Annotated in this window: 20 protein-coding genes; 4 read left to right on the top strand and 16 right to left on the bottom strand. The window is 70.4% G+C overall.

Translation table 11 applies throughout. The annotated features are described in order from the left end of the window. Window positions 1-220 precede the first annotated feature (220 nt). The 11 genes from H4F90_RS14870 to H4F90_RS14820 all read right to left on the bottom strand — a co-directional run bounded on the left by H4F90_RS14870 (window position 221) and on the right by H4F90_RS14820 (window position 11,891). Window positions 221-1,291: a porin gene (locus tag H4F90_RS14870; RefSeq protein ID WP_235972231.1), complete on the bottom strand. Its 1,071-nt coding sequence runs from the start codon at window positions 1,289-1,291 to the stop codon at window positions 221-223. Window positions 1,292-1,412: 121 nt separating this feature from the next. Then, window positions 1,413-2,348, bottom strand: a complete 936-nt coding sequence (locus H4F90_RS14865) for an electron transfer flavoprotein subunit alpha/FixB family protein (RefSeq protein WP_182665993.1) — start codon at window positions 2,346-2,348, stop codon at window positions 1,413-1,415. Between the two features lie 2 nt (window positions 2,349-2,350). After that, window positions 2,351-3,106: an electron transfer flavoprotein subunit beta/FixA family protein gene (locus tag H4F90_RS14860; protein ID WP_182665991.1), complete on the bottom strand. Its 756-nt coding sequence runs from the start codon at window positions 3,104-3,106 to the stop codon at window positions 2,351-2,353. Window positions 3,107-3,122: 16 nt separating this feature from the next. Continuing rightward, entirely contained in the window at window positions 3,123-3,572 is a 450-nt protein-coding gene (locus tag H4F90_RS14855; protein ID WP_182665989.1) for a MaoC family dehydratase, read from the bottom strand. 13 nt (window positions 3,573-3,585) lie between these two features. Beyond that, complete coding sequence (locus tag H4F90_RS14850; RefSeq protein WP_182665987.1) at window positions 3,586-5,382, bottom strand: acyl-CoA dehydrogenase; 1,797 nt, start codon at window positions 5,380-5,382, stop codon at window positions 3,586-3,588. 104 nt (window positions 5,383-5,486) lie between these two features. Continuing rightward, window positions 5,487-6,470, bottom strand: coding sequence for a branched-chain amino acid ABC transporter permease (locus tag H4F90_RS14845; RefSeq protein WP_182665985.1), 984 nt, complete (start codon window positions 6,468-6,470; stop codon window positions 5,487-5,489). A 15-nt stretch (window positions 6,471-6,485) separates the two neighbouring features. Next, the gene (locus tag H4F90_RS14840; RefSeq protein ID WP_182665983.1) at window positions 6,486-7,370 is read right to left on the bottom strand and encodes a branched-chain amino acid ABC transporter permease; all 885 of its coding nucleotides are present in this window, start codon (window positions 7,368-7,370) and stop codon (window positions 6,486-6,488) included. A gap of 118 nt (window positions 7,371-7,488) precedes the next feature. Further along, a complete protein-coding gene (locus H4F90_RS14835; protein WP_182665981.1) occupies window positions 7,489-8,694 on the bottom strand; it encodes an ABC transporter substrate-binding protein in 1,206 nt (401 codons plus the stop codon). 97 nt (window positions 8,695-8,791) lie between these two features. Further along, entirely contained in the window at window positions 8,792-9,502 is a 711-nt protein-coding gene (locus H4F90_RS14830) for an ABC transporter ATP-binding protein (protein ID WP_235972230.1), read from the bottom strand. Beyond that, on the bottom strand, window positions 9,499-10,248 hold the full coding sequence (locus H4F90_RS14825) for an ABC transporter ATP-binding protein (RefSeq protein ID WP_182665979.1): 750 nt from the start codon (window positions 10,246-10,248) through the stop codon (window positions 9,499-9,501). Before H4F90_RS14825 ends, H4F90_RS14830 begins: the two co-directional genes overlap by 4 nt. 8 nt (window positions 10,249-10,256) lie before the next feature. Beyond that, entirely contained in the window at window positions 10,257-11,891 is a 1,635-nt protein-coding gene (locus H4F90_RS14820) for an acyl-CoA synthetase (RefSeq protein ID WP_328700951.1), read from the bottom strand. Window positions 11,892-12,077: 186 nt separating this feature from the next. Here H4F90_RS14820 and H4F90_RS14815 point away from each other — a divergent pair, with 186 nt between their 5' ends. Continuing rightward, complete coding sequence (locus H4F90_RS14815) at window positions 12,078-14,033, top strand: hybrid sensor histidine kinase/response regulator (RefSeq protein ID WP_328700950.1); 1,956 nt, start codon at window positions 12,078-12,080, stop codon at window positions 14,031-14,033. Further along, entirely contained in the window at window positions 14,020-14,745 is a 726-nt protein-coding gene (locus tag H4F90_RS14810; RefSeq protein ID WP_182665976.1) for a response regulator, read from the top strand. Before H4F90_RS14815 ends, H4F90_RS14810 begins: the two co-directional genes overlap by 14 nt. 39 nt (window positions 14,746-14,784) lie before the next feature. On the opposite strand, the gene H4F90_RS14805 is transcribed toward H4F90_RS14810, so the two are convergent. Beyond that, window positions 14,785-15,675, bottom strand: a complete 891-nt coding sequence (locus H4F90_RS14805) for a transporter (RefSeq protein ID WP_182665973.1) — start codon at window positions 15,673-15,675, stop codon at window positions 14,785-14,787. A 268-nt stretch (window positions 15,676-15,943) separates the two neighbouring features. Between H4F90_RS14805 and H4F90_RS14800 the strand changes: the two genes are divergently transcribed. After that, window positions 15,944-17,116 (top strand): helix-turn-helix domain-containing protein, encoded by a 1,173-nt coding sequence (locus H4F90_RS14800; protein ID WP_182665971.1) that lies wholly within the window; start codon window positions 15,944-15,946, stop codon window positions 17,114-17,116. A 19-nt stretch (window positions 17,117-17,135) separates the two neighbouring features. Here the strand turns inward: H4F90_RS14800 and H4F90_RS14795 are convergent, their stop codons facing one another. Genes H4F90_RS14795 through H4F90_RS14785 form a run of 3 tightly spaced genes read right to left on the bottom strand, consistent with a single transcriptional unit; the run spans window position 17,136 to window position 20,161 of the window. Continuing rightward, entirely contained in the window at window positions 17,136-17,498 is a 363-nt protein-coding gene (locus tag H4F90_RS14795; RefSeq protein WP_182665969.1) for a phenol hydroxylase subunit P4, read from the bottom strand. 16 nt (window positions 17,499-17,514) lie between these two features. After that, window positions 17,515-19,140, bottom strand: a complete 1,626-nt coding sequence (locus H4F90_RS14790; protein WP_182665967.1) for an aromatic/alkene/methane monooxygenase hydroxylase/oxygenase subunit alpha — start codon at window positions 19,138-19,140, stop codon at window positions 17,515-17,517. Window positions 19,141-19,165: 25 nt separating this feature from the next. Continuing rightward, a complete protein-coding gene (locus H4F90_RS14785) occupies window positions 19,166-20,161 on the bottom strand; it encodes an aromatic/alkene monooxygenase hydroxylase subunit beta (protein ID WP_182665965.1) in 996 nt (331 codons plus the stop codon). Between the two features lie 226 nt (window positions 20,162-20,387). Here H4F90_RS14785 and H4F90_RS14780 point away from each other — a divergent pair, with 226 nt between their 5' ends. Then, on the top strand, window positions 20,388-22,187 hold the full coding sequence (locus H4F90_RS14780) for a sigma-54-dependent Fis family transcriptional regulator (RefSeq protein WP_182665963.1): 1,800 nt from the start codon (window positions 20,388-20,390) through the stop codon (window positions 22,185-22,187). A gap of 3 nt (window positions 22,188-22,190) precedes the next feature. On the opposite strand, the gene H4F90_RS14775 is transcribed toward H4F90_RS14780, so the two are convergent. Continuing rightward, window positions 22,191-22,927 (bottom strand): aromatic ring-hydroxylating dioxygenase subunit alpha (locus H4F90_RS14775; protein ID WP_182665962.1); only part of this gene is annotated, 737 nt, incomplete at its 5' end.

Raw genomic sequence — 22,927 nt, 5'->3', positions numbered from 1 at the left:
CAGACGGAGAGCTCGGTGCCCGCGGCGGCGGCGAGCTGCTTGAGGCGGATGGCCGTGGCCAGGCCGGCCGGGCCGGCGCCGACGATGAGGACGTCGACGTCGAGGGTGTCGCGCGGGCCGTGGGCTTGCAGCAGCGGGTCGGGGGTCTTCATGGGCGGGGGGCGTCCGGAAAGCAGTGCGGCCCCGCCCCCGCTGGGGGACGGGGCCGCGGGACCAGGGATCAGAAGGTGTGGCGCAGGCCGACCATCATGCCGCTCTGGCTTTGGCCGGCGGCCGGGCGCAGGTCGGGCGTGACCTGGGCGTCAAGCGTGACGCCGCCATTGGCCGTGCCGTCGTTGTTGCGGTGACCGACGGTCGCGTAGAGCGTGGTGCGCTTGGACATCAGGTAGTTCGCGCGCAGCACGACCAGGCTGGAGTCGTTCTCGCTGTTCTTGACGTTCAGGTCGTAGTAGGCCGCCTCGACGTTGAAGGTCGGGGTGACGGCATAGCTGCCCGCCAGGAACCAGACATCGCTCTTGAGCTGGGTGATCTCGTTGTCGCGGTGGATGACGCCGAGGATCAGCTTGGCCGCGCCGAGCTTGACGTGGCCGTTGAGCGAGCTGCGCGTGTCGGTGTCGTTCTGCTGGGCCCCGGCACCGTGCTGGGTGTCGATCCAGGCGCCCACGCCCCAGCCGGCCGTGTCGTACTTGACGACCGCCGACCAGGCGCGGCAAGCCTTGTCGTCGGTCGGCGATTCCCCGGCGCAGGCGGGCGCGGCCGAGCCGTTGTTGTCGCGGCCGAGGCTGTAGGTGCCCCCGACGCTCAGCGGGCCGAAGCTGCCCGAGTAGCCGATCGCGTTGTCCATGCGCGGGCCGGCGAAGTAGATGTCGAGCGAGCCCGGGCCGTAGATGCTGGCCAGGAAGGGATCGACCATGCCGCCGGCCAGCAGGGCCGAGTACTGGCGACCGAAGGTCAGCGTGCCCCAGCCCCCTTGCAGGCCCACATAGAGCTGGCGGCCGAAGAGTCGGTTGCCTTGCTGAAAGCCACCGGTGTCCGGCGCAAGACCGGACTCCAGCACGAAGACCGCCTTCAGGCCATTGCCCAGGTCCTCGCTGCCGCGCATGCCCCAGCGCGAGGCCGACTGGCCGGTGATGGTCGGCATGCGGACCACGGTGGAGCCGTCGGCGCCGGCCTCGTTGATGACTTCGATGCCGGTGTCGACCAGACCGTAGAGCGTCACGCTCTGGGCCAGGGCCGGGCCGGCGGCTGCCGCGAGCAGGGCCAGCGGCAGGCTTGCAAGTTTCATCGTCATGTCGTCCTCCTAGGATGTTGTGAAAAACGTCGGGTGCAGTCCAGCCGACCCGTCCTTCGACGGGCCTTCCGGGGGGTGCTCGGGCAAGGGCAGCGGCCGGGGCCGCGCCGGGGGGCGGGGACTAGAGGGCAGCGCTGAGGCCGGGCACGGCCTCGAACAGATCCGCCTCCAGGCCGTAGTCGGCCACGCTGAAGATGGGGGCCTCGGGGTCCTTGTTGATCGCGACGATCACCTTCGAATCCTTCATGCCCGCCAGATGCTGGATCGCACCGCTGATGCCGCAGGCGATGTAGAGGCTGGGCGCGACGATCTTGCCGGTCTGCCCGACCTGCCAGTCGTTGGGCGCGTAGCCCGCATCCACCGCCGCGCGGCTGGCGCCGAGGGCGGCACCCAGCTTGTCGGCCAGCGGCGTGAGCACCTGGTCGAACTTCTCGCTGCTGCCCAGGGCGCGGCCGCCGCTGACGATGATCTTGGCCGCGGTCAGCTCGGGCCGGTCGCTTTTGGTCAGCTCGCGGCCGATGAAGCGGCTGCGTGCGCTGGCCTGCACGGCCGTCACGGTCTCGACCGGCGCGCTGCCGCCTTCGGCCGGCGCGGCGTCGAAGCCGGTGGCCCGCACGGTCAGCACGAGCTTGGCGTCGGCGCACTGCACGGTGGCCAGGGCGTTGCCGGCGTAGATGGGGCGCTCGAAGGTGTCCGGGCCCAGCACGCGGCTGATGTCGCTGATCTGCGCCACGTCCAGCCGGGCCGCCACGCGCGGGGCGGCGTTCTTGCCGCGGGCCGTGGCCGGGAAGACGAGGTGGGTGTAGTCGCCGGCCAGGGCCAGCACCTGCTCGGCCAGGGGCTCGGCCAGGGCGTCGGCATGGGCCGGGCCGTCGGCCAGGATCACCCGGGCCACGCCGGGGATGCGGGCGGCGGCGTCCGCCGCGGCCTGGGCCTGCTGCCCGGCGACGAGGACGTGGACCGCCCCGCCGAGCTGGGCCGCGGCGGTGACGGTGTTCAGGGTGGCGGCCTTGAGGCTGCCGTGCTCGTGTTCGGCGATGACGAGGGTGGCGGTCATGGTCAGATCACCTTGGCTTCGTTCTTGAGCTTGTCGACCAGGGCGGCGACGTCGGCCACCTTGATGCCGGCGGCGCGCTTGGGCGGCTCCTGCACCTGCAGGGTCTTGACGCGCGGGGTCACGTCCACGCCCAGGGCCGCGGGCTGGAGGGTCTCCAGCGGCTTCTTCTTGGCCTTCATGATGTTGGGCAGGGTGACGTAGCGCGGCTCGTTCAGGCGCAGGTCGGTGGTGATGACGGCCGGCAGGCCCAGGGCCAGGGTCTCCAGGCCGCCGTCGACTTCGCGGGTGACGGTGGCGGTGTCGGCACCCAGCTCGACCTTGCTGGCGAAGGTGGCCTGCGGCCAGTCCAGCAGGGCGGCCAGCATCTGGCCGGTCTGGTTGCAGTCGTCATCGATGGCCTGCTTGCCCAGCACGACGAGCTGCACGCCTTCCCGCTCGACCAGGGCCTTGAGCAGCTTGGCCACGGCCAGGGGCTGCAGCTCCAGCTCGGCCGGGGTCTCGACCAGGAGGGCGCGGTCCGCGCCGATGGCCATGGCCGTGCGCAGGGTCTCCTGGCAGGCGGCGACGCCGCAGGACACGGCGATGACTTCCGTCACCGCGCCCTTCTCCTTGAGCCGAACGGCCTCCTCGACGGCGATCTCGTCGAAGGGGTTCATGCTCATCTTCACATTGGCGATGTCCACGCCGCTGCCGTCGCTCTTGGCGCGCACCTTCACGTTGTAGTCCACCACGCGTTTGACGGGGACGAGGATCTTCATGGCTGGGTCTCCAGGATCAGGCCGCTGCCGCCGCGCGGCGGGCGGACGAGGTGGTCATCACGGTGGCCTCGCCGTCGATGACGACGGTCTCCCGCACGCGGCAGACGGTGTGCAGCACGGCGCGCGCGCGCTCCAGGTCCACCGTCTGGACCGTCACGGTGGCGTGCACGGTGTCGCCCGGCCGCACCGGCGCCAGGAAGCGCAGCTGCTGGGCGAGGTAGACCGTGCCGGGCCCGGGCAGCCGGTTGGCCACGGCGGCCGAGATCACGCTGGCGGTCAGGAAGCCGTGCGCGATGCGGCCGCCGAAGCGCGTGCCGGCGGCGTACTCTTCGTTGGTGTGGATGGCGTTGTTGTCGCCCGAGACCCCGGCGAACAGCACGATGTCGGCCTCGGTCACCGTCTTGGAGAAGGTGGCCTGCATGCCGGGATGCAGGTCCTCGATGTCGTGACCGTTCATGCCGTTCATCGGGGGCTCCGGTTCAGAACTGCGCGTCGTCCAGGGCCAGCACGCTGGCGGCCCCGTGGCAGACGATCTCGCCCAGGCCGGCGGCCTCGGGCAGCACGTTCATCGCGTAGTGCCAGGCGGTGCTGCGCTTGGCCGCGAGGAAGTCGGTGTCGCCGCTGCCGCTGGCGAGCTGGGTGACCGCCGCCTCGGCGCCCCGCGCCAGCAGCCAGCCGCCGAGCACGGTGCCGCAGAGCATGAGGTAGGGCACGGCCCCGGCGAAGCTCTCGCGCGGCGTGGCGGCATGGCGGACCAGCAGGTGGGCGGTGGCGGCCTCCAGCGAGGCGGCGGCGCGCAGCAGGGCGTCGCCGATGGCGCGCAGCGTGGCGTCACCGTGGCCGGCCAGGCCGCGGGCCTCGTCCTGCACCTCGCGCAGCAGGCGGCCCAGGGTGGCGCCGCCATCCCGCACCAGCTTGCGGTTGAGCAGGTCGTTGGCCTGGATGCCGGTCGTGCCCTCGTAGATGGTGGTGATGCGGGCGTCGCGCTGGTGCTGCGCCGCGCCGGTTTCCTCGATGAAGCCCATGCCGCCGTGCACCTGCACGCCGAGGGCGGTGATGCCCTGGGCCTGCTCGGTGCACCAGGCCTTGACGATGGGGGTCAGCAGGTCGACCAGGGCCTGGGCCTCGGCGCGCTGGGCGGCGTCGGGGTGGCCGTGCGCGCGGTCCATGCGGCCGGCGGTGTAGTAGGCCAGGCCGCGCATGGCCTCGACGCGCGACTTCATGGCCATCAGCATGCGGCGCACGTCGGGGTGGCCGATGATGGTCCGCGGGCCGTCCGGGCCCAGGCCGACGCCGCGGCCCTGCACGCGGTCCAGGGCATAGGCCCGGGCCTGCTGGTAGGCGCGCTCGGACAGGGCCAGGCCCTCCAGGCCGACGTTGAGCCGCGCGTGGTTCATCATCGTGAACATGCAGGCCAGGCCTTCGTGGGGCGCGCCGACCAGCCAGCCGGTGGCGCCGCCCTGCTCGCCGAAGGCCATCACGGCCGTCGAGCAGGCATGGATGCCGAGCTTGTGTTCGATGGAGGCGCAGACGAGGTCGTTGCGCGCGCCCAGGCTGCCGTCCGCGTTCACCAGCACCTTGGGGCACAGGAAGAGCGACAGGCCCTTCACCCCGGGCGGGGCGTCGGGCAGGCGGGCCAGGACCAGGTGGACGATGTTCTCGGCCAGGTCGTGCTCGCCCCAGGTGATGAAGATCTTGGTGCCGGTGATGCGGTAGTGCTCGCCCTCGGGCACGGCGCGGCTGCGGATGGCCGACAGGTCCGAGCCGGCCTGCGGCTCGGTGATGTTCATCGTGCCGGTCCAGCGGCCGGCCACCATGGCCGGCAGGTAGCGGGCCTGCAGCTCGGGGGTGGCGTGGCGGCGGATGGCCTCGACCGCGCCGAGGGTCAGCATCTGGCAGAGGCTGAAGGCGTGGTTGGCGCTCTTCCACATCTCCAGCACGGCCGTGGACAGCAGGGTCGGCATGCCCTGGCCGCCCAGCTCGACTTCGGCGGGCATGCCGTGCCAGCCGGTCTCGCAGAAGCTGGCGTAGGCGGCGGCGAAGCCCTCGGGCGTGCGGACCGCGCCGTCCTGCCAGCGGCAGCCTTCGCGGTCGCCGGGGGCGTTGAGCGGGGCCAGCACTTCGCTGGCGAAGCGGCCGGCCTCTTCGAGGATGGGTTCGACCAGGTCGGCGCTCAGCTCGCTGCCGTCGGACTGGGCCAGCACGGCGTCAAGGCCGCCCAGCTCCTTGAGCGCGAAGCTCATCTCGCGCAGGGGTGCGGTGTAGGGGGTGCTCATGGTGGGGGGGGGACGAGGTGGGGACGAAGCGCGGCCCACGGTGCGGCCCTCGGGGCCGCCCGGGCTCTTGGAGGAAAGCGGGACGGGGTGGGGTGGCGCGGTGATCAGTGCCCGCCGCCGCCGGCCGGCGGCGTGGCGCGCGGCTTGCCCAGGCGGGCCAGCAGCTCGCCGACCAGGCCGCGGCGGAAGGCCATCACGCAGACGACGAAGATCGCGCCCATGATCACGGTCACCCAGGGGCCGACCTTGTCGGCCAGCTCGTTCTGCAGGCTGACGATGGTCAGCGCGCCCACGGCCGGACCGAGCAGGGTGCCCAGGCCGCCGAGCAGGGTCATCAGCACCACCTCGCCGGACATGTGCCAGTGCACGTCGGTCAGCGAGGCGAGCTGGAAGACCAGGGCCTTGAGGCTGCCCGCCACGCCCGAGAGCGCGGCCGAGAGCACGAAGGCCAGCAGCTTGTAGCGGGCCACGTCGTAGCCCAGCGAGATGGCGCGCGGCTCGTTCTCGCGGATGGCCTTGAGCACCTGGCCGTAGGGCGAGTGGATGGTGCGGTGGATCAGCCAGAAGCCGGCCACGACGACCGCGAAGACGAAGTAGTACATGGCCTGGTTGTCGGCCAGGTCGATCAGGCCGAAGAGCTGGCCGCGCGGCACGCCCTGCAGGCCGTCCTCGCCGCCGGTGAAGGGCAGCTTCACCGCGAAGAAGAAGACCAGCTGCGCCAGGGCCAGGGTGATCATCGTCATGTAGATGCCGCTGCGGCGGATGGCCAGCGCGCCCATGCCCAGGCCCAGCAGGGCCGCGAAGCCGCCGCCGGCCAGCACGGCCAGGGCCGGGTCCAGGCCGAAGTCCTTGCTGAGCACCGCGCAGATGTAGGCCGCGCCGCCGAAGAAGGCCGCGTGGCCGAAGGACAGCAGGCCGGCATAGCCCAGCAGCAGGTTGAAGGCCGACGCGAACAGCGCGAAGCACAGCACCTTCATCAGGAAGGTCGGATAGGCCAGGAAGGGCGCCACGAGGCCGGTGGCCAGCAGCAGCAGCCAGCCCAGGGCCTGCAGGCGCGCCGCCGCAGGGCGCGAGGAGGGGGAAGTCATGCTCAGGATTCCTTCTCAGGCCTGCTTGCCGAACAGGCCCGCCGGGCGCAGCAGCAACACGATGATCATGATCACGAAGATCACGACGGCCGAGGCTTCGGGGTAGATCACCTTGGTCAGGCCTTCGACCAGGCCGAGACCGAGACCGGTGACGATGGAGCCGGCGATGGAGCCCATGCCACCGATCACCACCACCGCGAAGACGACGATGATCAGGTTGGAGCCCATGACCGGGTTGACCTGCAGGATGGGCGCCGCCAGCACCCCGGCCAGGCCCGCCAGCGCGACGCCGGCCCCATAGGTCAGCGTGACCATCACCGGCACGTTGATGCCCAGGGCCTGCACCAGATCCGGCCGCTCGGTGGCCGCGCGCAGCGTGGCGCCGAGCCGCGTGCGCTCGATCAGGAACCAGGTCGCCGCGCAGACGATCAGCGAGACCAGCACGACCCAGCCGCGGTAGAGCGGCATGAACATGAAGCCCAGGTCGACCCCGCCCTGCAGGGCCTCGGGCGCCGGGTAGGACTCGCCGGACACGCCGAAGTAGTGGCGGAACACGCCCTCGGCAATCAGCGCCAGGCCGAAGGTCAGGAGCAGGCCGTAGAGGTGGTCGAGGCGGTAGAGGTGGCGCAGGAGCAGGCGCTCGACCAGCACGCCGAGCGCGCCGACCAGCAGCGGCACCAGCAGCAGCGCGGCCCAGTAGTTCAGCCCGAAGTGGTTCAGGCCGATCAGCGCGAAGAAGGCGCCGACCATGTAGAGCGCGCCGTGCGCGAAGTTGATGATGTTCAGCAGGCCGAAGATGACGGCCAGGCCCAGGCTCAGCACGGCGTAGAAGGAGCCGTTGATGAGCCCGAGCAGCAGCTGACCGAACAGCGCCTGGGACGGGATGCCGAAGAGTTCCATCGGAGGGCCCGGTGGGAGACGGAGGAGGAGGTGCGGCGGCCTGCGGGGCCGGCCGCACCGGGAATTCAGGCCGAGCGGCGGGAGGTGGGGCACGGCGGCGGGGCCGCCGTGCCGGGACTCACTTCTTGAGCAGGGCGCAGCGGCTGGCGGCCACCGGGGTGAAGGCTTCGGCCGCAGGGATCGTGGCCTTCACGTGGTAGTAGTCCCAGGGCGTGGTGCTTTCGGCCGGCTTCTTGACCTGCAGCAGCAGCATGTCGTGCACCATGCGGCCGTCGTCGCGGATCTGGCCGTTCTTGGCGAAGAAGTCGTTGACCGGGGTCTTCTTCATCTGCGCCAGGACCTTGCCGGTCTGGTCGGTGCCCGCCGCCTTGACGGCCTTCAGGTAGTGCATCACCGAGGAGTACTGGCCGGCATGGACCATGGTCGGCATGCGCTTCATCTGCGCGAAGTAGCGCTTGGACCAGGCCCGGGTCTCGTCGTTCTGGTTCCAGTAGAAGCCTTCGGTCAGGTACATGCCCTGCGTGGCCTTGAGGCCCAGCGAGTGGATGTCGCTGATGAAGATCAGCAGGCCGGCCAGGGACTGCTTGGGCGTGATGCCGAACTCGGCCGCCTGCTTGACGGCGTTGATGGTGTCGCCGCCGGCATTGGCCAGGCCGATGATCTGCGCGCCCGAGGACTGGGCCTTGAGCAGGTAGGAGGAGAAGTCCGAGCCCGGGAAGGGGTGGCGCACCGTGCCCATGACCTGGCCGCCGCTGGCCTTGACGACCTCGCTGGCGTCCTTCTCCAGCGAATGGCCGAAGGCGTAGTCCGCGGTCAGGAAGAACCACTTCTTGCCGCCCTGCTGGGTCACGGCCTTGGCGGTGCCGTTGGCCAGGGCGTAGGTGTCGTAGGTCCAGTGGACGGTGACGTCGTTGCAGTCCTCGTTGGTCAGGCGGGTGGAGCCGGCGCCGGAGACCAGGATCAGGCGGTCCTTCTCCTTGGCGATCTTCTGCACCGCCAGCGCGACCGAGGTGGTGACCAGCTCGGTGGCGATGTCGACCTTGTCGCGCTCGAACCATTCGCGGGCCTTGTTGGCCGCGATGTCACCCTTGTTCTGGTGGTCGGCGCTGACCATCTCCACCTTGAAGCCGGGCTTCTCCTGGGCGATGAAGTCCTCGATGGCCAGCTTGGTGGCCACGATGGCGCCCTGGCCGGCGATGTCGGAGTACACGCCCGACAGGTCGGTCAGCACGCCGACGCGCACCACGTTGTCGGACACCTGGGCCTGGGCGGTCAGGCTGCCGGCGGCCAGCAGGCCGGCCAGGGCAAGGGGCTTGAGCTTCATGTCGGGGGTCTCCTGAGGATCTTCTTGGGAACGTCGGGGGCGGCGGCCGGGGCCGCCGGTGGGGGGGGGGAAGCGAAGGCGTGTCGGGGCCGCGGGCTCAGACGCCCAGCAGCTCGTGCAGCATCCCGGTCTGCTCGGCCAGCTCGTGGGCCTGCACGGTGGCCACGATGCGGCCGTGCTCCAGCACGTGGTGGCGGTCGGCCAGGGGGGCGGCGAAGCGGAAGTTCTGCTCGACCAGCACGATGGTGTAGCCGCGCGTCTTGAGCAGGCGGATGACCTCGCCGAGCTTCTTGACGATGACCGGGGCCAGGCCCTCGGTGATCTCGTCGAGCAGCAGCAGGCGCGCGCCGGTGCGCAGGATGCGGGCCAGGGCCAGCATCTGCTGCTCGCCGCCGGACAGGCGGGTGCCGGGGCTGTGGCGCCGCTCCTGGAGGTTGGGGAAGAGGGCGTAGAGCTCCTCGACCGTCATGCCCGGCTGATCGCCCACCGGGGGCGGCAGCAGCAGGTTCTCCTCGGTCGTCAGGCCGGCGAAGATGCCGCGCTCCTCCGGGCAGAAGCCCAGGCCCAGCCGGGCGATGCGGTGCGGCGCCAGGCCGATGAGCTGCTGGCCGCGCAGGGTGACCGAGCCGCTGCACTGGCCCACCAGGCCGACGATGGTCTTGAGCGTGGTCGAGCGGCCCGCGCCGTTGCGGCCCAGCAGGGTGACCAGCTCGCCCTCGCGGACCTCGAAGTCGATGCCATGCAGGATGTGCGATTCGCCGTAATGGGCGTGCAGGCCCTGCACCTTCAACATCGGGGCGGCGCTCATGCCTCCACCCCCACATAAGCTTCCAGCACGCGCGGGTCCTTCGAGACGGTGGCGTAGGGCCCTTCGGCCAGGATCTGGCCGCGCTGCAGCACGGTGATGGTGTCGCTCAGCGTCTCCACCACGGAGAGGTTGTGTTCGACCATCAGCACGGTGCGCTCGGCGGCGACCTTGCGGATCAGCGCGACGACACGGTCCACGTCCTCGTGGCCCATGCCTTGGGTGGGCTCGTCGAGCAGCATCAGCGGCGGGTCCAGGGCCAGGGTGGTGGCGATCTCGAGCGCACGCTTGCGGCCGTAGGGCATCTCGGCGGCCGGGATGTCGGCATAGCTGGCCAGGTCGACGGCCTCCAGCAGGGCCATGGCGCGGTCGTTCAGCGGCGCCAGCGAGGCCACCGGCGTCCAGAACTGGAAGCTGGTGCCCAGCGGGCGCTGCAGCGCCACGCGCACGTTCTCCATCGCCGTCATGTGGCCGAAGGTGGCCGAGATCTGGAAGGAGCGCACCAGGCCCAGGCGCGCGACCTCGGCCGGCGCGGTGGCGGTGATGTCCTGGCCGTCGAAGACGATGCGCCCGCGCGTGGGCTGCAGGAACTTGGTCAGCAGGTTGAAGACCGTGGTCTTGCCCGCGCCGTTGGGGCCGATCAGGGCGTGGATGCTGCCGCGGCGCACGCGCAGCCTGACGTCCTGCACGGCGGTGAAGCCGCGGAAGTCCTTGCTGAGGCCTTCGGTCTCGAGGATGTACTCGCTCATGGCCGGCCTCATTCGATGGCGCTGGCCGAGCGCACGCGCTCGCGCAGCAGGAACTTCTGGATCTTGCCGGTGCCCGTCTTGGGCAGGGGGCCGAAGACCACCTTCTTGGGCACCTTGAAGCGGGCCATGTGCTCGCGGCAGAAGGCGATGACGTCCTCCTCGGTGGTCTCGGCGCCGGCCTTGAGCTCGATGAAGGCGCAGGGCACCTCGCCCCACTTCACCTCGGGCAGCGCGACCACCGCGGCCAGCAGCACGGCGGGGTGGCGGTGCAGGACATCCTCGACCTCGATCGAGCTGATGTTCTCGCCGCCGCTGATGATCACGTCCTTGCTGCGGTCCTTGATCTTGGCGTAGCCGTCCTCGTGCAGCACGGCCAGGTCGCCGGTGTGGAACCAGCCGCCCTCGAAGGCCTTGCGCGTGGCCTCGGGGTTCTTGAGGTAGCCCTTCATCACCACGTTGCCGCGGAAGAAGATCTCGCCCAGGGTCTCGCCGTCGGCGGGCACCGGCTGCATCGTCTCGGGGTCGAGCACGGCGATGGCCTCCTGCAGCGGGTAGGCCACGCCCTGGCGGCCGTTGAGCTGGGCGCGGTCGCGCGCCGGCAGCTCGGCCCACTCGTCCTGCTTCACGCACAGGGCGGCGGGGCCGTAGACCTCGGTCAGGCCGTAGACATGGGTCAGCTCGATGCCGGCGGCCTCGCAGCCCTCGATCACCGCCGCCGGCGGAGCGGCCCCGGCGATCAGGCCCTGCACGGTGTGGCCCAGCCCGGCGCGCAGCTCGGCCGGGGCGTTGATCAGCATGCTGTAGACGATGGGCGCGCCGCACAGGTGCGTGATGCGGTGCTCGCGGATCAGCGGAAAGATCAGCGCCGGATCCACCCGCCGCAGGCAGACGCTGGTGCCCCCGGTCAGCGCCATGGTCCAGGGGAAGCACCAGCCGTTGCAATGGAACATGGGCAGCGTCCACAGGTAGACGGGCTGCGGCGGCAGGTGCCAGGCGATGACGTTGTTGGCGGCGTTCAGGTAGGCGCCGCGGTGGTGGGTGACCACGCCCTTGGGGTCGCCCGTGGTGCCGGAGGTGTAGTTCAGCGCGATCGCATCCCACTCGTCGGCCGGGAGCTGCCAGGCGAACTCGGGGTCGCCGCCGGCGAGGAAGTCCTCGTAGCTGAGGTCGCCCAGCCATTCGCCGGCCGGGGCGGCGGCGTCGCTGACCTCGACGACCAGCGGCCGCGGCCCCTGCAGACGCGCCAGGGCCGGGCCGATCACGCCGGCGAACTCGGGGTCGGTCAGCAGCACCTTGGCCTCGCCGTGCTGCAGCATGAAGGCGATGGACTCGGCATCCAGCCGGGTGTTGAGCGTGTTGAGCACCGCGCCGGCCATCGGCACACCGAAGTGCGCCTCGAACATGGCCGGGACGTTGGGCAGCATCACCGCGACGGTGTCACCCACCCCGACGCCGCGCCGGGCCAGCGCGCTGGCCAGACGACGGCAGCGCCGGTAGGTTTCGACCCAGCTCTGGCGAAGCTCGCCGTAGAGAATCGCGGGGCGCTGCGGGAAAACCCTTGCCGCACGCTCGATAAAGCTCAGCGGCGAGAGGGCAACGAAATTGGCCGGGTTCTTGTCCAGACCGATCGAATATGCGTTCACGGTGTCTCCTCGACGGATCCTGGCCCTCTTCTGAGGGCTTCTGCCGCCTCACTCAAACGACGAGGCAGAAGGTTGGCAGATGATGTTTTCATCAGACCTGACTGAATGTGACGAATGTTTGCAGGTCGGGCCGGCGGTTTTGCACCGACCTCTAAAATTGTGCCTTGCGAGACCTTGACCACCTCTGTGAACCTTCCCCTGCCCGCCCCTCTGGACGACCCGCTGGCCCGCTATGCGGCGCTTCAGACGGCGTTGGATTTGATCGACCAGGGGTTTACACTGATTGATCGAAATCTGCGTCTTGTGGCGTGGAACGAATCCTTCCTGCGTCTGCTCGATTTCCCGCCCGACATGGTCCACGCCGGCGCGACCTTCGAGAGCTTCATCCGCTACAACGCCGAGCGCGGCGACTACGGCCCGGGCGATCCGCAGGCCATGGTCGCCGAGCGGGTGGCGATGGCCCGGCGCTTCGTCGCCCACGATTTCGAACGGGCCCGCCCGAACGGTCAGGTGCTGCGCATCACCGGCGTGCCCGTGCCCGGCATCGGTTTCATCACGCTGTACTCCGACGTTTCCGTGCAGCGTCAATCGGAACGCCAGATTCGCGAACATGCCGCCGAACTCGAACGGCGCGTGGCCGAGCGCACGCAGGAATTGCGGCGCAGCGAATCCCAGTTGCGGCTGATCACCGACTCGATTCCGGCCCTGATCGCCTATTTCGACGAGCAGCGTGCCTACCGATACCTCAACCGGGGGTATCAGGAATGGTTTGGGCTCGACACCAGCCAACCCGAGAAAGTCAGCGCCAAGGAATATCTCGGAGCCGCCACCTACCAGCGTATCCGAAGCAATGTGGCACGCGCGCTGGCCGGCGAGGCGGTGTCCTACGAATACCCGACGGAAACCATCGACGGCCGCTCGCGGATTGCCCGCACGACGCTGATTCCGGAGGTGTCCGCCGAGGGCCGGGTGGTCGGCTGCTTCGAGCTGACCTTCGACCTGACCGAGATGCGGCGCGCCGAGGACATGCTCGCGCAGGCCAAGAAGATGGAGGCGCTCGGGCAGCTGACCAGCGGCCTCGCGCATGATTTCAACAACATGCTGACGGTCATCCTCGGCAATCTCGGTGCGATCCAGCAGGCCGATACCGAAGGTCAGCATGCCGAGTACCTGACGCCGGCCCTCGGCGCGGCGCGGCGCGGCGCCGAACTGATTCGCAACCTGATGGGTTTCGCCCGGCGCCAGCCGCTGGAGGCCCAGCCGGTCGATGTTTGTGCCGCCGCCGCTGCGGTGATACGCCTGGTGCGCCCTACCCTGCCCCCCGGGCTCGAGATCGGCCTGAGCGCACCCGAGGGGCTGCCGCATGCCTGGAGCGAAGCCTCGCGCCTGCAGGATGCATTTCTCAACCTGATCCTGAATGCCCGCGATGCCGGCGCCAGCCAGATCCGGATCACCATGGTGCCGCACGCCCTGCACTGCGATCAGCTGCGGGGCCTGCGGATCACCCCCGGACCGTATGTGCGGATCCGCGTCAGCGATGACGGCTGCGGCATGACCCCGGCCGTCTGCGCCCGCGTCTTCGAACCCTTCTTCACCACCAAGCGGCCCGGCCAGGGCACCGGGCTGGGCCTGGCCACGGTGTATGGCTTCGTGCGGCAATGCGAAGGCGCGATCGACGTGGTGAGCACGCCCGGTCGCGGCAGCAGCTTCACGCTGTGGCTGCCGGTGGCCGAGACGCCGGCCGACGCCGTCGACCCGGGCAGTCCGCCGCTGGCCGGTCCCGAGGGCCGCCGCGGCCTGGCCCTGCTGGTCGAGGACGAGGCCGAGGTCCGCAAGGTCGTGCGCCGCTACCTGGTGGACCTTGGCTACGCCGTGCTGGAAGCCGAGAACGGCAGCGAGGCCCTGGCCATCCTCGAGGACACGCCGGCCATCGAGCTGCTGCTCAGCGATGTGATGATGCCGGGCGAGCTCGATGGCCGCGAAGTCGCGCGCCGGGCCCGCGAACGGGGCGTGCGGCGCATCGTGCTGATGAGCGGGCACGCCTCCGGCAGCGATCACGACCTGGCCGACGTTCCGCTGCTGACCAAGCCCTTCGACCAGGCCGCCCTGGCCCAGCTGCTGCGTGACCATGCCCCACACTGAAAGCCTACCGGCCTTGATCTACGTGATCGAGGACGACCTCGCGCTGGGCCAGCTGCTGCTCGGCAGCCTGCAGGAGTACGGCTTCCACGGCCAGGTCTTCCGCGACGGCAGCTCGGCGCTGCGGCGCCTGCAGGTCGAGGCGCCGGATCTCTGCATCGTCGACCTCGGCCTGCCCGACATGGACGGCATCGAGCTGGTCCAGACCCTGACCCAGCGCTGCAACTGCGGCGTGCTGATCCTCACCGGCCGCGGCCACCCGGCCGACCGCGTGCTCGGCCTGGAGCTGGGCGGAGACGACTACGTCGTCAAACCCTTCGAGACCCGCGAGCTGGTGGCCCGCATCCGCAGCATCCTGCGGCGCCGCGGCAGCGGCGGCAGCCCGGTGGCCGCCGGTCCGCGGCGTCGCCTGGCCAGCTTCCTCGACTGGGAGCTGGACTGCGCGGCCAATGTGCTGCGCAGCGCCGACGGCACCGAACACCTGCTGGGCACGGCCGAGGTCCAGGTGCTGCGCAGCTTCGTCGAGCGGCCGCACCAGATCCTGACCCGCCAGCAGCTGACCGGCGACCGCGACCTCTCGCCGCTGGACCGCAGCATCGACGTGCGGATCTCCCGCCTGCGCCGGCGGCTGGAGGAAGACCCGCAGAACCCGCGCATCATCAAGACCGTCTATGGCGCGGGCTACATGTTCGCGGCCAAGGTCGAGTGGCGCTGAGGGCCGTGCCGTGCCGGCCCGGGCCGGCACGGCGCGCGCTCAGAACACCTGGAGCAGCCGCAGGTTCACGCGCGACTCCTCCTTGAAGCCCTGGCGCACCGACAGGTCGCGGCCCAGGGTCAGGGTGAGTTGCGTGGTCGGGCGCACGAAGTAGCTGCCGCCGAACTGGACCTTCTGGCTCGACAGGCGATCGTTGCGGTCGACGCCGTCGACCCGCGTCTCGCCGCCCGAGGTGTGCGACCAGCCCAGCCGCAGATCGCCGCCCGGCACCACCGCGTAGCGCAGGTAGGACTGCAGCTGGACCTGGGGCTTCTGCTTGAGCGTCTGGCCAGCCGGGCCGAAGTCGCTGTTCTTGCCGAAGACCGTCACGTCGCCGATCAGGTCCAGGGTCAGCTTGTCGGTCACCGGGGTGATGAAGCCGCTCTGCAGCACGAAGCGCCAGCGGTTCTCGCCCAGGCTCAGCGGGTCGTTGCGGTCGTACTGGCCGGTCGGCAGGATCAGGAAGGGCGTGATGCCGAAGTGCGTGGTGTCGCTGGGCTTGTTGAACCAGACGGTGGCCGCCAGGATCAGGTCGCCGACGCCGGAGTTGCTGCCCAGCACCGAGAGGTCGTCCTTGCCCTTGAGCTTGCCGAAGGGCAGCAGGAACTGCGGGTCGACGATCTTCCCGCCGATCTCCATGTAGCGCACGCCGCGCAGGATGCCGATGTCCGAATCCAGGCCGTTGCGGCCGGGCAGCTTGTCACCGGCGGCATAGAGCTTGTCGCGGCTCGCGTGCTGCGCGTAGACCAGGCCCAGCGTGGTGCCGGCCGGCAGCGCGGTGTAGTCGCCGGCATCGACATCCAGGGCCTGGGCACTCGGGCTCAGCAGGGCCGCGAGCAGCGGCAGCAGGCCGGCGGAGCGGCGGAGCAGGGGGGACAGGGCACGGGGCATGGAAAGTTCCTCGGTCTTGGGTGTTGTAGGGATCGAGGGGGCTGCAAACACGCCCCCCTTCCGCGCACGGGCCGGCAAGCAACCGGCCACATCGGGCGAAGCGCACGATAGAAGGCGGGCTTGGGTGGCCACACACCCGTGGAAACCCAGGGGGAAATCTGTTCCGCAGCGGAACGAATCGGCGGGCTTGCGGCCCGTCTTGGCCCGCGCCCGGGGCCGTAGAAGAATCGCGTCCACCGCCGCCCCACCTGCCCGGTCCTCTGCCACCATGCCCTGGAGCAAGCCCCCCACCCCACCCTTCGCCCTGGACAGCGGCCGCCTGGCCTCGCCCTTCTTCCAGTCGCCGGAGGATCGAATCGGCCTGGCGCGCGAGCGCTTCTTCGGCGACGGCGAGCGCCCCTCGGGCCTGGTGTCCGAGCCCGTCATCCAGTCCTGGACGCGCTGCATCCGCAGCCAGCGACCGCCGACCGAGACGGTGGCCTTCGACATGGTCGACCGCGCCCGCGTGTCGAACCTGCTCGCCCGCCACCACCGTCTGCTGCGCGCCGCCCGCGAGGAACTGATCCAGCTCGATCAAGCCCTGGCCGGCAGCCCCTGCAAGGCCATGCTGACCAGCCCGGACGGCGTGGTCCTTCATGCCACCCCCACGGCCCGGGACGAGGGCCGGCTGATGCCGGTCATCGCGCGCGTCGGCGTGAACATCGGCGAGGCCACCGTGGGCACCGGGGCACCCGGCGTGGCCGCCCGCACCGGCGAAGCCTGCATGGTGCTCGGCGGGGAGCACTACTTCGACGTGCTGCGCCACCTGCACTGCGCCGCCGCCCCGGTGCGCGACGGCCGCGGTCGCCTGGCGGCCGTGCTCGATCTCAGCTCCGAGGGCGAGACCTTCCGCTTCGACGCCGCGGCCCTGGTGCGGCTGTACGCGAGCGCGATCGAGAACCGGCTGATCGAGGCCCAGGTCCGCGGCCCGCTGCTGCTGCGCATGCAGACCCGGCCCGACTGGCTGCGCAGCTCGCTCGAAGGCCTGCTCGGGCTGGACGAGGACGGCCGCGTGCTGGCCATCAACGCCGCCGCCGCCACCCTGCTGGGCTGCCCGCGCGTGCCCGAACTGATCGGCCCGGCCGAAGCCTGGCTGGGCCTCGGCCCTGCCGCCCTGCAGGCCCGGCTGGACGCCCCCGGACCGCAGGCCCTGGCCCTGCCCGGGGGGCTGACGATCTGGGTCGAGCGGGTGCTCGGCGCGGGGCGGACGATCGACGCCGAGGCACCGCCCATCGAACTGGCCCCGGTGCCGTTGCGCACGCTGGGCCACGACGCCATCCGCCAGACCCTGGCCCAGTGCAAGGGCAATCTGTCGGAAGCGGCGCGCCGGCTGGGCGTGTCGCGCGGCTACATCTACCGCCGGCTCGACGCGCTGCGCGAGGCGGACGACGGGGCCGGCTGAGCCGCGCCCGAAGCCGGTCTCAGAAACCGATGCCGTAGAGCCCGCCGAGGCCCGGCGTGCGCAGGCGCAGCACGGCCTTGTGGTCCAGGCCGTTGTCGGCCAGGCTGGCCGAGGGCTCGGGGCTGAAGGGCTCGCCGCCACGCAGCCACTGGACCTGGGCCCAGTCGATGCGCGCGAAGTCCGGATGCTGTCCGTAGAGGCCAGGGAGCACCTCGCGGACCAGGGCCTCGAAAGGCAGCTCGGGCGGCAGCGGCAGGCAGATCGGCGCCGCGAACATCAGGTGGCGATCCCAGCCGATGTTCAACAGCTGCTTGCCGTGGAAGTTCTCGACCGCATCCTTCATCGTGCCGTGGTAATCGGCGCGGAGGGCTTGGACACTCATGGGCGCTCCTTCGGCTTCAGGCGCTGCGGGCCACGGGGGCGGCGGCGCGGGGGGCCGGCGTGTCCTGCGGGGCATGCATGTTGGCGGGCCGCTGGGTCCAACGGGTCCAGTTGAGGGCGTCGATGTGGGTGGCGAAGTCGCCGCCGTCCACGCCAGGCTCGATGCCCATGTACTTCAGCGCCTCGACCATGGGATTGAAATCCGGCGCACTCGGATCGACGCCGGGCCGGAAGTAGTTGCCCTGGAAGATCTGGTGCACCGGCAGGTGGGCGTGAACATACTTCTCGGGCTCGTCGCGGAAGATGTCGCGGCAGCCGTCCGAGCAGCAGTGGAAGCGCTGGCCGAGGTAGCTTTCCTCGCGGTAGGCGATCTGCGTCGGATCATCCGGCTCGGTGAACAGCAGCGGCCACTGGCAGACCTGGCAGAGCTGCGGCATGCCCGGGTTCACGAAGGGCGTGCCGGCCTCCTCCAGCTTGCGCCAGTGCTCGAAGCGCGGACGGTAGTAGCGGTCGAAGGTGTCGGGGTACTTGGCCGACAGCCAGTCCATTTCCTCGGCCGAGGGCAGCCAGACCGGGAAGCCGGCCGCATGACGGTACTGGTAGAAGGTGGCCCAGAGCTGGTGGCCGACATGGCCCTTCTCCTGCACGGTGATGTCGGCGTACTTGGGCATGCGCACGCCGTAGCGGGCCAGGTCCTCGAACAGCGCGCCGCCGTTCTTCTCGAAGTAGATGCCCCAGGCCTCGCTCCAGCTCATCACGCGCTTGGGCAGCATGTAGTCCATCATCGCCGCCAGCAGCGTCAGCAGGCGGTAGCCGCGCCAGAACCACTTGTCGATCCACTTCTGGACGATGGGCAGGTTGTCCGGGTCCTGCTCCAGCAGGAACTTGATCACCTCGATGCCCAGGGTCATGTGGCGGGCCTCGTCGCTCTGCGCGGAGAAGCCGAAGCTCACGGTCGACAGGTCGCCGTTGTAGGCCGCACCCGACATCCAGGGCATGAAGACCAGGTTGGTCAGCACGTACTCGAAGGCAAACGAGATCGCGGTGATGAACTCGAAGGGCCCGGCCGAGAGCGCATCGTCGAAGAAGGACTTCGGGATCGACAGGTACCAGGTGCGGTCCGCCATGGTCATGAAGTCGCTCATGCCGGCGAAGTAGCGGTTGTAGGGGCTCAGTGCGTGGATCTGCGTCTGCGCATGGCGCAGCTCGTCGATGGCCTGCATCTGCGCGGCGATGCGCGGGCCGGCACCCTCGAACTCGCGGCCCAGGATGCAGAAGCCGCGGTGCGAGGCGTACTCCAGCGGGCTGATGCCGGTCAGGAAGATCTTCAGCGCCTGGATGTAGCGCGCGTCGCTGACATTGAACTGCCCGTTGTTCTGACCGAAGGCATCCAGGATGGCGTAGAGCTTCTTGTCCTTCTCGCCCTGGAATTTCCAGTAGGCGTCCATGGTCAGGCGGAAGGGGTCCTCCCACTTGTCCCAGTCGTGGATCTTGATGCCCTCGAAGCGGGTGGTGCGGAAGATGGCCTCGCGCGGCTGGTAGCTCGGCTCCCAGCCCAGGCCACGCGTCAGCAGCGCGTAGTTCTCCTTGAGACTGAGCTTCTTGGCGGGCGAGGTGGCGGCGGGGTTCGGGGTGGACGTCATGGCGTGCTCCTGAAATCAGTGGGGGTCAGTCGGCCAGGCCGAGGCGGGCCAGGCGCTGGCCCAGCAAGTCATCGACGGCGGCAAGCGCGGCCGGGCCCTCGCCGGGCATCGCGGCCTCGGCCCAGGGCTGCAAGGCCTCGCGCCAGACGGCGCGCCAGTGCGCGGCCCAAGCGGCCAGCAGACGGCGGTTGTCGGCCTTGTCGGCCGCGGCCGTCTTGACCACGGCATCCACCCAGCGCGCGCTCTCGTCCTGCCAGCGCACCAGGAAGTCCAGCAGCGCCGGCAGGGCCGGGCCGTGGCGCCGGCCCATCCAGCGATCGAAGTGGCCATAGGCCAGTGGGTAGACCAGGGCATCGGCCACCAGGGCCTGGGCCACCAGCAGCTCGAACCAGTCGCGGGTGACGAACATCGTCTCCATCGCGCGGCGCATGCCCTGCCAGGCCGGGTGATCGACCCAGTGGGTCTTGGCCGCCGCCAGCGAGGTACCGCTGCCGCCATCGGTCAGCAGGCCGATGCGCGACAGGTGCTGGGCCATGCCCAGGCGGTCCATGGTGGCCATCATCGCGGCCTGCGAGATGGCCGCCCCCCAGCTGTAGGCCGCCACATGGCAGCAGTTGGTGTTCGCGCCCCACTCGTAGTGGCGCAGCGGCACGAGGCTGAAGACGATGGCCTCGCGCGCCTCGGCCGGCAGCTCGCGCAGCAGGCCGCGCTGGTCGGCGAACTGCATCTGTGCATCCAGGGCCTCCTGCGCCTTCGCGCGGGCGGCGGTGTAGCTCGCGTAGTAGTAGTGGCGCGGGTCCTTCAGCGCATACCAGTCGCCCATCGTCACCGCGGTGCGGCGCGGGTCATAGATGTCGTGCTCGGGATCCCACAAGGGCTTGTAGTGGCGGTTCTCCGTCGACTGCAGGTCGTAGGTCGCCTCCTGGTAGCGGCTGCTGGGCTTGTTGCCGAAGCGCCGGGCCAGATGGGCAAAGGTCTGGCGTTCCGGCGCGATGGCCTGGGTGCGGATTTCCACGGTCATGCAAGGTCTCCTCTCGTGCGCTCAGGCGCTTGTGATGGCCTCTCCATCGCAGTCCGCATGCCATCGCGGGCACCCCTGGTGAAGACCCTTGGTTTCGGACCCGAAAACCCCGCAAACCCGCCCGAAACACGGCCTACCCCCCCGGCATTCGGGTCAAGCCTGTAGGAATTTCTGCAGCCCCTTCCTAGCATCGGCGCCCCGACTGTCTGAACATCAACAGCCCCTCATGCCCCGGCCCCCCCACGACGAGCCCGTCCCTCGCCGCCCGCGGCAGGCCGCGAGCGAGGCCTCGGCCTTCGACGACCTGGTCGCGCGCATCCGCTTCAGCGCGCGCGAGGGCCGCATCTGGCTCGACGACCAGCGCATGCTGCTGATGCATGTCTCGGCCCTGGGCGTGCTGCGGCAGGAGCTGATCGAGACCCTGGGCATGGAGCGCGCGCGCGGCCTGCTGACCCGGGTCGGCTACAACTCCGGCTCGCACGACGCGGAGCTGGCGCGCAAGCTGCGCGGCACGCGCAGCGCCTCCAGCGCGCTGTTCATCGGCCCGCAGCTGCACATGCTCGAAGGCGTGGCCCGGGTCGAGTCGGTGCGCATGGAGATCGACGAGGAGCGCGGCCACTTCTACGGCGAATTCCACTGGCACGGCTCGGCCGAGGCCGAGGAGCATGTGCGCGTCTATGGCATCGGCAGCCAGGTCGCCTGCTGGCAGCAGAGCGGCTACGCCTCGGGCTTCGTCAGCCGCTTCATGGGCCGGCCAGTGATGTGCCAGGAGCTGCAGTGCCGCGCCCAGGGCGCACCGCACTGCGTGATGGTCGGCCGTCCCGTGGAGGAGTGGGAGGACGCCGACGCCGAGCTGCGTGCGCTGCAGGCCGACCAGCTCAGCCTCGGCCTCAGCGCCGCCCTGCGGCCGCCCCAGCCCGAGCCCGGCGGCCCGCTGCAGGATGTGGATGTGGTGGGCGTGTCGGCCGGCTTCAACGCCGTCTGCCACATGGTGCGGCGCGCTGCGCAGACCCAGGCCACCGTGCTCTTCCAGGGCGAGAGCGGCGTCGGCAAGGAGGTGCTGGCCAAGGCCCTGCACCGCATCAGTCCGCGGGCGGCCCAGCCCTTCATCGCGATCAACTGCGCCGCCATCCCGGCCGAGCTGGTGGAGGCCGAACTCTTCGGTGTCGAGAAGGGCGCCTACACCGGTGCGCAAAGCAGCCGGCCCGGGCGCTTCGAGCGCGCCGACGGCGGCACCCTCTTCCTCGACGAGGTGGGCATCCTGGCCTGGCCGGCCCAGGGCAAGCTGCTGCGTGCGCTGCAGGAGCGCGAGGTCGAGCGCGTCGGCGGCACCACCGCGCGCAAGGTGAACGTGCGCGTGGTGGCCGCGAGCAATCTGGACCTGCGCGAGGAGGTGCGCGCCGGCCGCTTCCGCGAGGACCTGTTCTTCCGCCTGCACGTGCTGCCGCTGCGCGTGCCGCCGCTGCGCGAGCGGCGCGAGGACATCCCCGTCTTCATGAACCACTTCCTGCGCAAGTTCAGCCAGCGCGACGGCCGCCGCATCACCGGCTTCACGGCCCGGGCAATCGACGCGATGCTGGCCTACGACTGGCCCGGCAACATCCGCGAGCTGGAGAACCTGGTCGAGCGCGGCGTGGCCCTGGCGCCGGACGAGGGCGCGATCGACACCGTACACCTCTTCGTCGGCGGCGAGGAACTGCCGGCCGACCAGTTCGGCCTGCAGCGCGACGGCCTGCTGCACAGCCGTGCGAGCCGCCCGCTCCCCGGTGGCGACGCCGCCGACGGACCCGGCCCGGCCAGCCTCGGCGAACGGGTGCGCGCGCTGCTCGACGGGGACGGCGGCGAGCCCCAGGGCCTGCCGCTCGGGGCCCCGCTGGCCGAGATCGAGGCGGCCCTGGTGCGCCGCGCGCTGGCCCGCTGCGACGGCAACCAGTCGGCCGCCGCGCGGCTGCTGGGCCTGAGCCGCGCGCAGCTGATCTACCGCCTCAAGGCCCTCGACGGCGCGGGCGAAGCCCCCGCAGCCTGAAGCTCAGCGAGCTGCCGCAGCCTCGGCGGCAATCAGTTTCTGCAGCAGGCGCCGCACCTTGACCGGCGCGATGTCGTTGCTCATCAGCACCGGGTTCAGGCTGAAGAAGTCCGCAGTGCCCATCTCGGCATGGACCGCCTCGATCACCGGACCGTCCTCAGTCAGGAAGGCCTGGTGCATGGCCTGGATCTTCGCGGCGTTGAAGGCCCCGTCATGCTCCAGGTGGTTGCGGCGCGAGGCGAAGAAGTAGTGCGTGCTGTCGGCCGTCTCGGGCGTGGCGCTGTGCAGGTCGTACTGGCCGATGCAGTGACCGAGGTCCAGCGGTCCGGGCTGCTGGGTCACGCCGACGCTGAGCTGCAGGGTCGCCGGCGGGGTCCAGCTGACCTCGATGAAGTGCCGGGCCGACTCGGCCGGATGGGGCAGGAAGGGCGCGAGGATCTGCAGGGGCGGCGTCTGCTGCCACTCCCAGCGGGCCGCCACCTCGGCCGGGCCTTCGCGCAGCGCAGGCCGCAACGGCGAGAGCTGGCCGCGCGTGGTCAGCGCCTCGCCATGCACATGGTCGACATGGCTGAGGTCCATCACGTTGTCGCTGACCAGCTCGTAATGGGCCTTCAGATGCATGTAGGTGTGGGCCACGCCGGTCTCGGGACCTGCATCGAGCGGGCTGAAATCGGGCAGCGCCTCGGGCCGCGCCGCAGCCGGCTCGCCCATCCAGATCCACAGGAAGCCGTGGCGCTCCA

It is taken from the genome of Aquariibacter albus (assembly GCF_014145335.1).
In the GTDB taxonomy this organism is placed as follows: domain Bacteria; phylum Pseudomonadota; class Gammaproteobacteria; order Burkholderiales; family Burkholderiaceae_C; genus Aquariibacter; species Aquariibacter albus.
The sequence above is the reverse complement of the archived record's forward strand: the minus strand, read 5'-3'. Positions and strand labels throughout refer to the sequence as shown.

Excerpts from the sequence above, each read along its gene's own strand:
- H4F90_RS14870 (WP_235972231.1), bottom strand. The coding sequence starts at position 1,291 with ATGACGATGAAACTTGCAAGCCTGCCGCTGGCCCTGCTCGCGGCAGCC.
- H4F90_RS14865 (WP_182665993.1), bottom strand. The coding sequence starts at position 2,348 with ATGACCGCCACCCTCGTCATCGCCGAACACGAGCACGGCAGCCTCAAG.
- H4F90_RS14860 (WP_182665991.1), bottom strand. The coding sequence starts at position 3,106 with ATGAAGATCCTCGTCCCCGTCAAACGCGTGGTGGACTACAACGTGAAG.
- H4F90_RS14855 (WP_182665989.1), bottom strand. The coding sequence starts at position 3,572 with ATGAACGGCATGAACGGTCACGACATCGAGGACCTGCATCCCGGCATG.
- H4F90_RS14850 (WP_182665987.1), bottom strand. The coding sequence starts at position 5,382 with ATGAGCACCCCCTACACCGCACCCCTGCGCGAGATGAGCTTCGCGCTC.
- H4F90_RS14845 (WP_182665985.1), bottom strand. The coding sequence starts at position 6,470 with ATGACTTCCCCCTCCTCGCGCCCTGCGGCGGCGCGCCTGCAGGCCCTG.
- H4F90_RS14840 (WP_182665983.1), bottom strand. The coding sequence starts at position 7,370 with ATGGAACTCTTCGGCATCCCGTCCCAGGCGCTGTTCGGTCAGCTGCTG.
- H4F90_RS14835 (WP_182665981.1), bottom strand. The coding sequence starts at position 8,694 with ATGAAGCTCAAGCCCCTTGCCCTGGCCGGCCTGCTGGCCGCCGGCAGC.
- H4F90_RS14830 (WP_235972230.1), bottom strand. The coding sequence starts at position 9,502 with ATGAGCGCCGCCCCGATGTTGAAGGTGCAGGGCCTGCACGCCCATTAC.
- H4F90_RS14825 (WP_182665979.1), bottom strand. The coding sequence starts at position 10,248 with ATGAGCGAGTACATCCTCGAGACCGAAGGCCTCAGCAAGGACTTCCGC.
- H4F90_RS14810 (WP_182665976.1), top strand. The coding sequence starts at position 14,020 with ATGCCCCACACTGAAAGCCTACCGGCCTTGATCTACGTGATCGAGGAC.
- H4F90_RS14805 (WP_182665973.1), bottom strand. The coding sequence starts at position 15,675 with ATGCCCCGTGCCCTGTCCCCCCTGCTCCGCCGCTCCGCCGGCCTGCTG.
- H4F90_RS14800 (WP_182665971.1), top strand. The coding sequence starts at position 15,944 with ATGCCCTGGAGCAAGCCCCCCACCCCACCCTTCGCCCTGGACAGCGGC.
- H4F90_RS14795 (WP_182665969.1), bottom strand. The coding sequence starts at position 17,498 with ATGAGTGTCCAAGCCCTCCGCGCCGATTACCACGGCACGATGAAGGAT.
- H4F90_RS14790 (WP_182665967.1), bottom strand. The coding sequence starts at position 19,140 with ATGACGTCCACCCCGAACCCCGCCGCCACCTCGCCCGCCAAGAAGCTC.
- H4F90_RS14785 (WP_182665965.1), bottom strand. The coding sequence starts at position 20,161 with ATGACCGTGGAAATCCGCACCCAGGCCATCGCGCCGGAACGCCAGACC.
- H4F90_RS14780 (WP_182665963.1), top strand. The coding sequence starts at position 20,388 with ATGCCCCGGCCCCCCCACGACGAGCCCGTCCCTCGCCGCCCGCGGCAG.